General features: G+C 73.8%; 11 protein-coding genes and 3 tRNA genes. 5 read left to right on the forward strand and 9 right to left on the reverse strand.

Annotated elements, in window-relative coordinates; translation table 11 throughout:
• The 5 genes from ABZW10_RS19565 to crcB (ABZW10_RS19585) all read right to left on the reverse strand — a co-directional run.
• The coding region (locus tag ABZW10_RS19565; protein WP_355367038.1) for a DEAD/DEAH box helicase at window positions 1–1,846 on the reverse strand (1,846 nt) is incomplete at its 3' end.
• 206 nt (window positions 1,847–2,052) lie between these two features.
• Window positions 2,053–2,844 (reverse strand): hypothetical protein, encoded by a 792-nt coding sequence (locus tag ABZW10_RS19570; protein ID WP_355367041.1) that lies wholly within the window; start codon window positions 2,842–2,844, stop codon window positions 2,053–2,055.
• 142 nt (window positions 2,845–2,986) lie between these two features.
• Window positions 2,987–3,361: a fluoride efflux transporter CrcB gene (crcB, locus tag ABZW10_RS19575; RefSeq protein ID WP_355367044.1), complete on the reverse strand. Its 375-nt coding sequence runs from the start codon at window positions 3,359–3,361 to the stop codon at window positions 2,987–2,989.
• On the reverse strand, window positions 3,358–3,786 hold the full coding sequence (locus ABZW10_RS19580) for a DUF190 domain-containing protein (protein ID WP_355367047.1): 429 nt from the start codon (window positions 3,784–3,786) through the stop codon (window positions 3,358–3,360). The genes crcB (ABZW10_RS19575) and ABZW10_RS19580 overlap by 4 nt, the downstream gene beginning before the upstream one ends.
• The gene (gene crcB, locus ABZW10_RS19585) at window positions 3,783–4,214 is read right to left on the reverse strand and encodes a fluoride efflux transporter CrcB (RefSeq protein WP_355367119.1); all 432 of its coding nucleotides are present in this window, start codon (window positions 4,212–4,214) and stop codon (window positions 3,783–3,785) included. Before crcB (ABZW10_RS19585) ends, ABZW10_RS19580 begins: the two co-directional genes overlap by 4 nt.
• A gap of 118 nt (window positions 4,215–4,332) precedes the next feature.
• On the opposite strand from crcB (ABZW10_RS19585), the gene ABZW10_RS19590 reads away from it, so the two are divergent.
• The 5 genes from ABZW10_RS19590 to ABZW10_RS19610 all read left to right on the forward strand — a co-directional run bounded on the left by ABZW10_RS19590 (window position 4,333) and on the right by ABZW10_RS19610 (window position 6,028).
• Complete coding sequence (locus ABZW10_RS19590) at window positions 4,333–4,674, forward strand: metallopeptidase family protein (RefSeq protein WP_355367122.1); 342 nt, start codon at window positions 4,333–4,335, stop codon at window positions 4,672–4,674.
• A gap of 102 nt (window positions 4,675–4,776) precedes the next feature.
• A tRNA-Glu gene (locus tag ABZW10_RS19595) sits at window positions 4,777–4,849 on the forward strand.
• 56 nt (window positions 4,850–4,905) lie between these two features.
• A tRNA-Asp gene (locus tag ABZW10_RS19600) sits at window positions 4,906–4,979 on the forward strand.
• A 27-nt stretch (window positions 4,980–5,006) separates the two neighbouring features.
• Window positions 5,007–5,080: transfer RNA gene (locus tag ABZW10_RS19605), tRNA-Phe, on the forward strand.
• Window positions 5,081–5,482: 402 nt separating this feature from the next.
• Window positions 5,483–6,028 (forward strand): Uma2 family endonuclease, encoded by a 546-nt coding sequence (locus tag ABZW10_RS19610; RefSeq protein WP_355367050.1) that lies wholly within the window; start codon window positions 5,483–5,485, stop codon window positions 6,026–6,028.
• Between the two features lie 308 nt (window positions 6,029–6,336).
• Here ABZW10_RS19610 and ABZW10_RS19615 read toward each other — a convergent pair whose 3' ends face one another.
• The 4 genes from ABZW10_RS19615 to ABZW10_RS19630 form a co-directional block, all read right to left on the reverse strand.
• A complete protein-coding gene (locus ABZW10_RS19615; protein ID WP_355367053.1) occupies window positions 6,337–8,550 on the reverse strand; it encodes an MMPL family transporter in 2,214 nt (737 codons plus the stop codon).
• Between the two features lie 58 nt (window positions 8,551–8,608).
• Entirely contained in the window at window positions 8,609–9,796 is a 1,188-nt protein-coding gene (locus ABZW10_RS19620) for an alpha/beta hydrolase (RefSeq protein ID WP_355367056.1), read from the reverse strand.
• Window positions 9,797–9,882: 86 nt separating this feature from the next.
• Window positions 9,883–10,917 (reverse strand): NAD-dependent epimerase/dehydratase family protein, encoded by a 1,035-nt coding sequence (locus tag ABZW10_RS19625; protein WP_355367059.1) that lies wholly within the window; start codon window positions 10,915–10,917, stop codon window positions 9,883–9,885.
• The gene (locus ABZW10_RS19630) at window positions 10,917–13,268 is read right to left on the reverse strand and encodes an MMPL family transporter (protein WP_355367062.1); all 2,352 of its coding nucleotides are present in this window, start codon (window positions 13,266–13,268) and stop codon (window positions 10,917–10,919) included. Before ABZW10_RS19630 ends, ABZW10_RS19625 begins: the two co-directional genes overlap by 1 nt.
• Window positions 13,269–13,275 lie beyond the last annotated feature (7 nt).

The raw sequence follows: 13,275 nt of genomic DNA on the forward strand, positions 1-13,275 counted from the left end.
AGCCGAAGGAACGGCCACCACGGTCGTCGCGGTCGCGGTTGAACGAGCGGTCACGGTCACCGAACGAACGGCCACCACGCTCGCGGTCGCCGAAGGAACGGCCACCACGCTCGTCACGGTCCCGGCCGAAGGAACGGCCACCGCGGTCGTCGCGGTCACGGTTGAACGACGGACGCTCGGTGCGCGCCTCGCGGTACGACGGCGCGCGCTCCTCGGCCACCGCGGCGGCCGGCTCGGCCGCGGCCGGGGCGGCGGTCTCGTCGGCGGCGGTCGCGCCCTCGGTCTCGGCCTCGGCGGCCGGGGTCTCGTCCTCGATGCCCAGCTCGGCCCGCTCGCGCGCGGCCCGCGCCGACAGGCGGTCGGCCTCGTCGCGCAGCTCGGCGGCGCGGCGCTGCGCGCGCTCCAGCTGGCGGGTCATGTCGGCGACCTCGCGCTCGGCGGCACCGGCGATGTTGGCCGCGCTCTCCGCCTGGACCTCGACCAGCGAGCGGGCGCCGGTGATCCGGGCCACCTCGGCGTCGAAGGCGTGGTCGAGGATGTGACGGCCGGCGTCGACGCCCGCGTCCTCCATCAGGCGGAAGACGCCGCGGCGCTGGTGCGGCAGCACCAGGGTGACGACGGTGCCGGAGCGGCCGGCGCGGGCAGTGCGGCCGGAGCGGTGCAGGTAGTCCTTGTGGTCGCCGGCCGGGTCGACGTTGAGCACCAGGTCGATGCCGTCGACGTGGATGCCGCGCGCGGCGACGTCGGTGGCGACGACGACGTTGACGTAGCCGTCCTTGAAGTCGCCGAGCACCCGGGTGCGGGCGCCCTGGGTCATGCCGCCGTGCAGCGCGTCGGCCTTCACACCGGCCTCGACCAGCTGCTCGGCGACGCGGTCGGCGCCCATCTGGGTGCGGACGAAGATGATCGTGCGGCCCTTGCGGGCGGCGATCGCGTTGGTGATCGGCGCCTTGTCCTTGGGCTTCACCACGAGGATGTGGTGGGTCATGGTGGTGACGGCGCCGGCCGACGGGTCGACCTCGTGGGTGACCGGGCTGTTCAGGTAGCGCTTCACCAGGGTGTCGATCTCGTTCTCCAGGGTGGCGGAGAACAGCAGGCGCTGGCCGCCGGCCGGCACCTGGTCGAGGATCTCGGTGACCTCGGGCAGGAAGCCCATGTCGGCCATCTGGTCGGCCTCGTCGAGGACGGCGACCTGGACGTCGTCGAGCTTGGCCGAGCCGCGGTTGATCAGGTCGCGCAGGCGGCCCGGGGTGGCGACCAGGACGTCGACACCGCGCTCCAGCGCGTAGATCTGGTTCGACATCGAGGTGCCGCCGCAGACGACCTTGAGGCGCAGGCCGAGCACCGAGCCGAACGGCTCCAGGGCGTCGGCGACCTGCATGGCCAGCTCGCGGGTCGGGACGAGGATCAGGCCGCGCGGGTGCTTGGCGCGGGTGCGCTCGCCGTCGGAGAGGCGGGTCAGCAGCGGCAGGCCGAAGCTGAGGGTCTTGCCGGAGCCGGTGCGGCCGCGGCCCAGCACGTCCTTGCCGGCCAGGGCGTCCGGGATGGTCGCGGCCTGGATCGGGAACGGGGTGGTGACGCCGCGCTTGGCGAGGGCGCGGACGATCTCGTCCGGCAGGCCCAGGTCGCCGAAGGTGATGGTCGGCTCGGCGTCGTCGGCCTCGTCGGCCTCGACAGCCTCGTCGGCGGCAGCGTCGCTGTCGGCAGCGTCGGTGTCGGTGTCGGTGTCCTCGACGGCGTCGACGGCGGCGATCAGCTCGGCGTCGGCCTCGGCGGGGGCGGTGGTGGCATCGGCGGCGGACTCGCTCGCGGGCATGGCGAAGCGGGCGTCGTCAACGAGAGACATGCAAAACCTTCCGGAAGTGGCACGCGCCAAAGTCCGGGGTTCTGTTTCACAACCGCCTCTATGCGGTCAGCCACGGATCGCCGGAACGCGCCAAGGGCGCCAGATGCGAATAGGGCGCCAGTCAAATGGATCAAACGAACGATCTACCACCATAGAGGAGCCTGGGGATCGGAGGCAAATGCGCTGGCCAGGCTGTGGATCGGGGCTCAGTGGCCGCCCGGTGCACCGGAGCTGGTGGGCGCGGTGACGCTCGGGGCGGAGGTCGGCTCCGGGGCCGTGGTGGCGGTCGGGGCAGGAGGCGTGGTGTGGCCGGGCTCCGGGGAGGACGCGTGCCCGGTCGGGCTAGCCGCCGGGGCGGGCGCCGTCGAGCCGCCGGAACCGCCGGTTCCGCCGCCCGCGGTGCCCCCGGCCCCGCCGGAGGGGTGGCCGGTGCCGCCTGCCCCGCCGCTGCCCGCCGCTCCCCCGGCCGCTCCGCCCGTGCCGGTGCCGCCGGCGCCCGGACGGGGCGCGGGACTGGCGCTCGCGCCCCCTGCGGTGCCGGTCGCGCCGGGCGCGGCCTCACCGGGGGCCGCCGCCGGCACCGGCTCCACACCGGCGGGCGCGCCCATCGCACCGCCCCCGCCGTTGCCGCCGCCCGCACCCGCCGCACCGACCGCACCGCCGACCGACTCACCGGGCGCCGCGTTCATCCCCCCGGTGGGCGCGCTCTGGGCCTGCGCGCCCGCCGCACGCTCCGACCGCCCCGCCGCACCCCCCGGGTGTCCACCGCCGCTCGGCGAGGCCGACGGGGTCGCCCCCGGCCTGGTCGGCGTTCCGACCTGGCCGACCGGCACCACACCGCGCTTCTCCTCCGCACCCGGCCCGACCGACATGCAGCCGGTCAGCCCCAGCCCGGCCACCGCCAGCACCGCCGCGCCGCGCACCACGGCGCTCCGGACCACCGCCGTTTCCCGCTCCGTCACCGCACGCACCACCCGCACCGCACGCATCGCCGCCACCGAGTCCCTCTCCTGCACCCGCCCCGCCCGGACCGCCCACCCACCGCGCACGGCCACCCTTGCGGGTGTCCAACGCGCCGGCCGGGCTCCCGGACACGGGTGGGGCCCCGGAAGCACCCGGACGGGCCCCGGAACGCCGCGCTCAGCCCCAGAGCGCCGAGGCCAGCCCCGCCCCCGCGTACGCCGCCGCCAGGCCCGCCGCGACGCTGCCCGCCACATTGGCCAGCGCGTACCGCCCGGCCCCGCTCCCGGCCAGCCGCAGCGTCTCGTACGAGAAGGTCGAGTACGTGGTCAGCGCACCGCACAGCCCGGTCCCGAGCAGCAGCTGGACGTGCGAGGACGCGGCGCCGACCGCCACCGCCCCGGTCACCAGCCCGAGGACCAGACAGCCGGACACGTTCACCACGAAGGTCCCCCACGGGAACACCGAGTCGTGCCGGGACTGCACCGCCCGGTCGGTCAGGTACCGCAGCGGCGCGCCGACCATCGCGCCCGCCACCACCAGCAGCCAGTTCACGCCCCGCCCTCCCCCGTCGCCGGGCCCGACCCCGTCGCCGACCCGCCGGCCCGCCCGGCGTACCGGAGCACCTCGCACCGCTCCAGGGTCACCAGCCCCTCCACCGCCAGTTCCCCCAGCTCGGGCAGGAACGCCCGCACCCGCTCCTCGGTGTCCACGATCACCACCGCCACCGGCAGGTCCTCGCTCAGTGACAGCAGCCGCGCGGTGTGCACCATCGAGGACGCGCCGAACCCCTCGACCCCCCGGAACACGCTCGCCCCGGCCAGCCCGGCGGCCCGCGCCCGGTGCACGATCTCGCTGTACAGCGGGCGGTGGTGGCACCGGTCGTTCTCGCCGACCAGCACGGTCAGCCGCAGCGCCGGCCCGCCCAGCCGCGAATCCGCCGCACCGGCCGTGCCCGTCGCACCCGTCTCCCCGCTCACGCCCGCCTCCCGGCCCCGCGCAGCAGCAGACGGCGCGTCACCGCGGCCGCCGCCCAGACCGCCGCCATCGCCGCCACCAGGGTCAGCCCCAGGTACGCCAGGGCCGGTCCCGGCCGCCCCTCCTCCAGCAGCCGGCGGATGTCCACCGCGTACGTCGAGAAGGTGGTGAACCCGCCGAGCACGCCGGTGCCGAAGAACGGCCGCAGCAGCGGATGGGCCGGCCGGCCCTCGGTGACCACCACCAGGAAGACCCCGATCACGGCGCACCCCACCACGTTCACCAGCAGCGTCGTCCACGGGAACGCCGAGGGCCCGGTCGTCCACAGCAGCCCCGCGCCGTACCGGGCACTCGCGCCCAGCGCCCCGCCGACGGCCACCACGGCCACCGCCGGCCCCTGCCCGCGCAGCACCGGCGGCCGCCGTCGCACCGCACCGGCCGCCGCACCGTCCACCACCACGTCCTCCGAGGTCGCCACAGCCCCATGAAACACCGGCTCCGACCGCCTGGCACACCGTCATCGCAGACCCGACAATGAACCGGTGGAGATGACCCGGGAAGAGTTCGAGGTACTGGTCGCCGACGCGCTGGACCGGATCCCGCCGCAACTCGCCGCGATGATGGACAACGTCGCCGTCTTCGTCGAGGACGAGCCCGACCCCGCCGACCCGGAGCTGCTCGGCCTCTACGAGGGAACCCCGCTCACCGAGCGCGGCGAGTGGTACGCGGGCGTCCTGCCGGACCGGATCATCGTCTACCGCGGCCCGACCCTGCGCCTGTGCGACGACCGCGAGCGCGTCGTCGAGGAGGTCCGCACCACGGTCATCCACGAGGTCGCCCACCACTTCGGCTTCGACGACCACGAACTCGACGAGCTGGGCTGGTCCTGACCCCCGCCGCCCGCCCGGCCGAAACCCGTTTTGGCGTTCGGCCCGACATCCCATATGCTTCTCGACGTCCCCGAACGCTGGAAACAGCCGGACAGGCCGCAAGCCCTCATCGTCTAGTGGCCCAGGACGCCGCCCTTTCAAGGCGGTAGCACGGGTTCGAATCCCGTTGGGGGCACGCAGTACCGTAGTAAAGTGTTGTGCCGCAAGACCTGAAGTGGTTCGCCACTCCTAGGTCCCGTGGAGCAGTTGGTTAGCTCGCCACCCTGTCAAGGTGGAGGTCGCGGGTTCAAGTCCCGTCGGGATCGCTCGTCTCGCAAGAGACGGTGCAGTACGGCCAGGTAGCTCAGTTGGTACGAGCGTCCGCCTGAAAAGCGGAAGGTCGCCGGTTCGACCCCGGCCCTGGCCACAGGAGCCTGAAAAGGCACGATGCCCCCGAAGCAGTCCGCTTCGGGGGCATTTTTGTGCCGATTGAACAGATCTGGTCCACATGGTGATCAACCGCGGCGGACTCACCGAAGACCAGGTCGCCGAGCTGGGCAAGGGCTCTTCCTGCTGCTCGCGGCTCAGCGGGCGGTCGATCGCCAGGAACTCGTAGTACTCGCTGCGACCCTGGCGGGACCCCCGATCTCCGATGATGACGTCCGCCAAAGCCGAGGCAGGCATGCGCCCACAGTCAGCTGCCGCGTCGGCCGACCGGGACCGGCCCGTGCACGTCTCGGCTGAACCTGACGCGTAGAGGAACCCGGCCAACGGCAGACTCGCCGACTAGGCTGGAGCACCGGCTGACTCACCCAGAAGGGCACCGCGCATGGACCCCGAGCACTTCGCGCTCCTTGAAGAGGCCCGCAGGAGCCTGCCGGACGGGTTCAAGGTCGAACTCTCCGGCGACACCATCGTCATGATGGTCAGCCCCTCGGGTATTCACCAACGGAATCTCTTGGTGGTGCGCCGCCAGTTCGACGCGCACGCCCCGGCAGGACTGCTGCCCAGCGAGAACACGGACCTCGTCTCGCCCAGTGTCGGCAAGAGCCGCAATCCCGACCTGACGTACCTGCCGGACGATGCACTCACGACCAGGGACAACCAGGTTCCTGCCGAGGTTGCTGCGATTGCCGTCGAACTGGTCTCACCGTCCAACCCGGAGAACGACTGGGTGGGGAAGGTACGGGACTACCCGCTCATGCGAATCCCTCTCTACCTCGTGATCGACGCAAGGGAGAAGGCGGTCACGCTCTTCAGCCGACCCGACGGCACGAAGTACCACCGCCGCGAGGACATCGTGTTCGGCGAGACCATCCCTATCCCGGAGCCGTTCGACTTCGAGCTGATCACGACCGGCCTGCTCCCCTACTGAGCACACCCAGCACATGCGAAGCGACGCCGGTCGACGCCAGCGCCGGCGCCGATCGGCCCGAACGACGGCGTCCGAAGGCGGCTTTCCACGGACAGCAGGGACCTCCCGAACCGGGGCAGGTCAACGCCCCGGTTCGGCCTGGGCGGCGGAAGGTCGCCGGTTCGACCCCGGCCCTGGCCACAGGAGCCTGAAAAGGCGGAACGGCCCCGGAGAGATTCTCTCCGGGGCCGTTCGCGTTGCAGGTCCTTCGCGTTCTGGGCCGTGTGGGTGTCCCGGGGCGGCGGGGGCCGCCCCGGGACGGGGGTGAGTCAGTCGGTGAGGCCGAAGCGGGCGTGGAGGCGGCGGAGGGGGGCGGGGGCCCACCAGTTGGCGGGGCCGGCCAGGCGCATCACGGCGGGCAGCAGGATCGCCCGGACGAGCACGGCGTCGACCAGGACGGCGAGGGCGAGGCCGACGCCGAGTTCCTTGAGGAAGACGACCGACCCGGTGGCGTAGACCGCGAAGGTCAGGGCCAGGATGCCCGCGGCGGCCGTGATCAGCGGGGCGCTGCGCTGGATGCCGGTCGCGACGGCGGTCTCGGTGTCCACGCCGCGGTCGTGCTCCTCCTTGATCCTGGAGACGATGAAGACCTCGTAGTCCATCGACAGCCCGTAGGCGATGCAGAACATCAGGATCGGGATGCTGGGCTCCATCGACCCGGCCGAGGTGAAGTCGAGCAGGCCGGCCAGGTGGCCGTCCTGGAAGCCCCAGACCAGGGCGCCGAACATCACGGTGAGGCTGAGCAGGTTGGAGACGGTGGCCTTGGCCGGGATCAGCAGGCTGCCGGTCATCAGGAAGAGCAGGATGAAGGTCGGCACCAGGATCAGTCCCGCCACCAGGGGCAGCGCGCCGAGCAGGCGGGAGCGGAAGTCGGTCATGTCGGCCGGGAAGCCGCCGACCTGCACCTGGTAGGGCGCGGCCTCGTCCCTGACCTTGCCGACCAGCCCGGGCATGTCCCCGGCCAGCGCGGCCTCCTCGGGGATCACGGTGAGCCAGACGCCGGAGCCGGTGGCGAAGCGCGCGGAGTCGGCGGTCGGCGGGGTGCGCAGCTTTCCGCCGGCGTAGGAGCCGGTGAAGGTGTCCACCTGGAAGACGCCGGGCAGGGTGGAGAGCTTCGCCGCGTAGGCCTCGGTCTGCCCGGTGCTCCCCTTCGGGTCGGCGACGCCGGTGGCGACGACCTGGAGGGCGTCGGTCTCGCGGGCCGGGAAGCCGTCGCGGACCTGCTGCTGCACCACCCGGCTGGTGGCGTCGGCCGGCAGCACCCGCTCGTCGGGCAGGCCGAACTTCACGCCGAGGAACGGCGCCCCGACGAGCAGCAGCAGGGCGACCACGGCGGTGCCCCAGACCAGCGGGCGGGCCATCACCCGGCGGGTGAGCCGGTACCAGCGGCCATCCTCGACCGGGCGGGCGGCTCCGGCGGCGCCCGGCCGCAGCACCCGGTGCCCGACGGCGGCGAGCGCGGCGGGCAGCAGGACGACGGCGCCGACGATCGCGGTGAGCACCACGAAGACGCCCGCGTACGCGAAGGACCGCAGGAAGGGGAACGGGAAGGCGAACAGGGCGAGCAGCGAGATGGCGACGGTGATGCCGCTGAAGATCACCGTGCGGCCGGCCCGCTCGACGGCGCGGACCACGGCGGTGTGCTTGTCGTGGCCGGCCGCGGACTCCTCGCGGAACCGGGAGATCATGAACAGGCTGTAGTCGATGCCCAGCCCCAGGCCCATCACCAGGGCCAGGTTGGCGGCGAAGGTGGAGACCTCGGTGAAGGCGGTGACCCCGCGCAGCAGCGTCAGCGTGCCGAGCACCGAGAAGAGGCCGACGCCGATGGTCAGCCCGGCGGCCGACCAGCGGCGGTAGACGGCGAGCAGGAGCAGCAGGACGATCGGCAGCACGATCGCCTCGGCGCCGAGGAAGTCCTTCCGGGCCTGGGCGCCCACCTGTCGGAAGACCTCGTCCTGGCCGCCGACCTCGACCTTGACGTCGGCGGTCTCGCGGGTGAACTTCGGCGAGAGGTCGGCGAGCCGCTCGCGGGACTCGGTGGCGGTGCCGTCCAGCCAGGCGGTGACCAGGGCCTTGCCGCGGTCGGTGGCGGCGAGCGCGGGGCTGTTGCCCTGCGCCCAGTAGGAGCCGGTGGTCCGGACGCCGGCCGAGGCGCCGAGCTCTTCGGCCAGCGCCCGGCCGGCGGCGGCGACGGCGGGGTCGTCGACGGTGCCGTGCTTGGCGGTGACCAGCAGGATCATGTTGGGGCTGCCGTGGCCGAACTCACGGTGCAGCAGCTGCTCCGCCCGGTTCGACTGCGAGCCGGGCGCCTCGAAGCGCGACAGCGAGAGCGCCTTCTGCGCGCCGGCGCCCAGCGCGGCGGCGACGACCAGCACGACGGTGCCGGCGATCAGCACCGCGCGCCGCCGGTCGACCAGCAGTCGGCCCAGCCTCCGCAGCAGCGGCACCCGCTGGTCGACCCCGGGTTCGAGGGTGAGCGTCATGACAACTGGTCTCCAGACATGAGGTGGGGGACGGTGCCGCCCCCGGCCGGCGTTCGGTTCAGCGCAACTGGTGCTTGGTCAGCCAGTCGGCGAGGGAGGCGTGGACCTGGGGGGCGTTGCGGGCCATGCCCATGTAGTGGCCGGCCCCGGGGATCTCGATCAGCTGGGTGTCGGTGGTGCCGGTGAACAGCGCGCGGTGCTCGGCGCCGCCCTGGACGCGGGCGTCCTTCTCCCCGTAGAGGAAGAGCACCGGCACCTTGATGTCCTTGAGGTGCCGCAGGTCGACCAGGACCGAGCCGAGCTGGGAGGCCATGTCGCCGCAGGGGTGGCGGTTCTGGTGCGGGGCGGAGAGGTCGACCACGCCGGGCTCGGTGTCGTGGAAGTTGCCGGCCTTGAACTCCTCGCTGCCGAGGTCGTAGTAGGCGTAGCCGCCGGGGCCGCCCGCGCCGTCCGCGGCCGAGCCGCCGCGCAGGCAGGTCTGCAGGGAGGAGAAGAAGCGCGCGTTGGCCTGCGGGGTGAGGCCGAGGTCGGTCCAGTCCATCAGGACCAGGCCGTCGACGTCCTGGAAGGAGTAGGCCTCGATCTGGGAGACCTGGCCGCCGTTGGACTGGCCGGCCAGGACGACCTTGTCGAACGGGACGGCGGCGCGGCCCTCCTGCTCGGTCCGGTAGCTGCCGGCCCGCAGCTGCTCCACGATCTGGTGGGCGATGTCGGCCTGGCCGCCGATGCAGCTGCCGAAACCGTCGGGCTTGTCGCTGCCGCCGTAGCCGATCCGGTCGATGGTGAGCGAGGCGTGGCCCTTCTTGGCCAGTTCCTCGGTGTGGTGGTAGCCGGGGGCGTCGAGGCGCCAGTACCACTCGCCGGCCGCGATGCCGTGCTCGTAGAGGGTGACGGCGCGCGGGCCCGCACCGCCGTCGAGGACCGCCTTGGGCGCGGTGAGGTGACCGGTGACCTGGTAGGTCTTGCCGTCCACCGGGCAGGCGGCCAGGGTGCGGTTGACGTTCTGGACGGTGAAGCGGACCGGGACGTCGACGACGGACTCGGCGGCCAGCCGGGCCTTGGTGTCGGCGGCGGCCTGTTCGGCGCCGGGGGCCGGGGCGGGGGCGGCCGGTCCGGTGGCGGCGGCGGTCGGGGTGCCGGGCTTCGGGGAGTCGTCGGCGCGGACCGCGACGGCGGCCACCGCGGGCGTCAGGGCGATCAGTGCGGCCGCGACGGTCAGCAGGGCGGTCTTCCTGGAACGGGGCACGGTCGCGGCCCTTTCGTCGAACGGGGTGGGAGCGGGGTCCGGGGGCAGGGTGGGAGCGGGGGACGGGGAGGGGGGCGTGGGAGGGGTCATGACGGCAGCCGCCCCTGCTCGCGGTACCAGCGCGCCTCGTCGGACAGGGTCTGCGCCAGCGGGCGGAAGGTGATGCCGAGTTCACGCTCCGCGCGGGCGGAGGAGAGCCGGGTGTGGGTGCCGTCGAGCAGCACCCGGACCCCTTCGCGGGTGGCCACCGGCGGCCGGCCGCGCAGCCTGGCGCCGTACTCCAGCGCGGTCGCGAAGCCGAGCGCCGCGGCGGCCGGGATCTGCCGGGGCGCGGTGGCGCCGGTGGCGGCGGCGATGCCGGTGACCAGGTCGTGCAGGCCGTACCAGGAGCCGGCGACGATGTAGCGGCGCAGCCCGGTGCCGTGGGTCAGCGCGCGGACGCAGGCGGCGGCGACGTCGCGGGCGTCCACCACGTGGTTGCCGGCCCGGGGGACGGCGCGCAGGTCTCCGTGGGCGACGGCGAGGAAGAGCCGGCCCGCCGAGGTGGGTCCGGCGTCGCCCGGTCCCCACATCCAGCCGGGCAGCACCAGCGGGACGGTGATCCCCTCGCGGGCGCAGAACTCGGTGACGGCCTGTTCGGCGCGGACCTTGCTGGCCCGGTAGCCGTTGCGCTGCCAGTCGGCGGGCGGCGGGGTGTCCTCGTCGGCGGGGAACCCGGTGGTGCCCCGGCCGATGGTGTTGATCGAGCTGGTGTGCACCACCCGGGGCACCCCGGCGTCGACCGCCTCGCGGAGCAGGGTGGTCACCGCGTCGACGTTCACGGCGTGCAGCCGGCCCAGGTCGGGCTGCGGCTGGTAGTACTCCCGGAAGTAGGCGGCGGTGTGGATGACGCCGCTCGCGCCGGGCAGGGCCGACCGGTAGCCGGCCGGGTCGGTGATGTCGCCGGCCAGGACGGTGAGCCGTTCGTCGGCGGGCAGCAGTCGCCCGGCCTTCTCCCGGTCGCGGACCAGGGCGGTCACCTCGTGGCCCGCGGCCAGCAGCTCGCGGACCACGGCGGTGCCGAGCAGTCCGGTGGCGCCGGTGACCACGACGCGGCCCGGCGGGGTGCGCTGGTCGGTCATCAGGACTCCTTCGCGGCGAGGACGGGCCCCGGACCGGGGTCGGGATCGGGGTCGTGCCGGCCGTCGGGGCCGGGACCGGAGTCCGGCCGGTCCGCACCGCCCGCGCCGCCCGCCGGGGCGGGCGACTCCTCGCGCAGCCCGAAGCGCTCCTGGAACCGCTTGAGCGGCGCCGGGGCCCACCAGGTGGCGTGGCCGCCGAGGGCCATCACGGCGGGGACGAGCAGGCAGCGCACCACGGTCGCGTCGACCAGCACGGCGAGCGCGACGCCGAGGCCGAGCATCTTGGTGTTGGTGATCCGGGAGGTCCCGATCGCCACCAGCACCACCGAGAGGATCAGCGCGGCGGCGGTGATCAGCCCGCCGGTGTGCCGGATGCCGTCGGCGACGGCCTTGCGCGGGTCGTGCCCGCGGCCGTACTCCTCCTTGACCCGGGAGAGCAGGAAGACCCCGTAGTCCATGGAGAGGCCGAAGGCGACGCAGAACATCAGCACCGGCAGGGTGGTCTCGACGGCGCCGGTCGGGGTGAAGCCGAGCAGGCCGGACAGGTGGCCGTCCTGGAACACCCAGACGACGACACCGAACATCGCGGTCAGGCTGAGCGCGTTCAGCAGCACCGCCTGGAGCGGGATCAGCAGGCTGCCGGTGAGCAGGAAGACCAGCAGCAGGGTGGCTCCGACGATCAGCGCGCCGGCCGGCAGCAGGCGCACCGCGATGGCGTGCTTGCTGTCGACCAGGGTGGCCGCCTGGCCGCCGACCACCGGCCGCAGGGCGGGGAAGTCGGCGCCGGCCCGGCGGATCTCGCCGACCAGGTCCTGGTTCGCCTGGGAGACGTCGCCCCCGCCGGCGGCGGGCACCACCGAGAGGTGGCCGAGGCCGTCGGCGGTACGGACGCTGTCGGCCGGACCGGACTCGCCGGAGGGGGCGCCGGAGCGGTAGTCGCCGAGCGGGGTGGAGACCTCGGTGACGCCGGGCAGCGCGGAGAGCTTGGCGGCGAACCGGCCGAGCTCCTCGCGGTCCGGGCTGCCGGCGCCGGTGGTCCCGGTGGCCCCGCTGTGCACCACCACGTCGATGACGCCGGTGGCGCTGGCGGTGAAGCCCTCCCGGATGGTCTGCTGGACCACCCGTGCCTCGGAGCCGGTGGGCAGCTGGCGGTCGTCGGCGGCGGCGAACTGGACGCGCAGGAAGGGCAGTCCGGCGACCAGCAGCAGGGCGGTGATGCCGAGCGCGAACAGCGGGGCGCGCCGCATCACCAGGGTGGCGGTGCGGTGCCAGCCCGCGCCGGGCTCCCGGCCGGAGCGCGCCGCGCCGCCGGGCAGCCGGATCTTGAGCGCGTCGATCCGGCCGCCGAGCAGGGTGAGCAGGGCGGGCAGCAGGACCAGCGCGGCGGCGGCGGCGATCAGCACCACCGAGATGCCGGCGTAGGCGAAGGAGCGCAGGAAGTAGAGCGGGAAGACCAGCATCGCGGAGAGCGAGACGGCGACGGTCAGCGCCGAGAACAGCACCGCGCGGCCGGCCGTGTCCAGGGTCGTGGCGACGGCCTCGCGGACCTCCAGCCCGCGTTCGCGTTCCTCGCGGAAGCGCCGGACGATGAGCAGCGCGTAGTCGATGGCGAGGCCCAGGCCGAGCGCGGTGGTGAGGTTCTGGGCGAAGACCGAGACCTCGGTGAAGCCGGTGATCACCCGCAGCGCCGCGTTGGTGCCGAGGATCGCGCAGATCCCGACGGCGAGCGGCAGCAGGGCGGCGATCAGGCCGCGGAAGACCAGCACCAGGATCAGCAGGGTGATCGGCAGCGCGATCAGCTCGGCCCGGACCAGGTCGTCGGCGATGGTGGACTGCATCTCCTCGCGGACCGCGACGGTGCCGCCGAGCCGGACGTCCAGCTGTTCCAGGCCCGCCGGGCTGCCCCGGTAGCGCGGGGCCAGCCGGTCGAAGACGTCCTTGGCGTGGTTCTCGTCGCCCTCGATGCGGGCGACGATCAGCGCCGTACCGCGGTCGGCGGAGCGCAGGCCCTCGACGCCGGTCTGCCAGTACGAGGTGACCCCGACGACGTCCGGTTCGAAGGCGAGCCGCTCGCCGAGGCGGGCACCGGCCCGGGCCGCCTCGGGGGCGTCCACCGAGCCGCCGGCCTTCGCGGAGACCTCCAGGACGAGGTTGGGCGAGCTGGCCGGGAAGGACTGCTCCAGCAGCACGGCGGCGCGCGCCGATTCGGAGCCCGGGTCGGAGGTGCCGCCGTTGTGCAGGCGGTCGGTGACGCCGGTGCCCACGACCAGCGCGTTGACCAGGAAGATCACCACGAAGAGGAGGGCGGACCAGGGCCGGGCGGTGACCGCCCGGCCGAGTCGCTTGAGCATCGGGAAC

This window comes from Kitasatospora sp. NPDC004723, from assembly GCF_040609255.1.
GTDB lineage: Bacteria > Actinomycetota > Actinomycetes > Streptomycetales > Streptomycetaceae > Kitasatospora.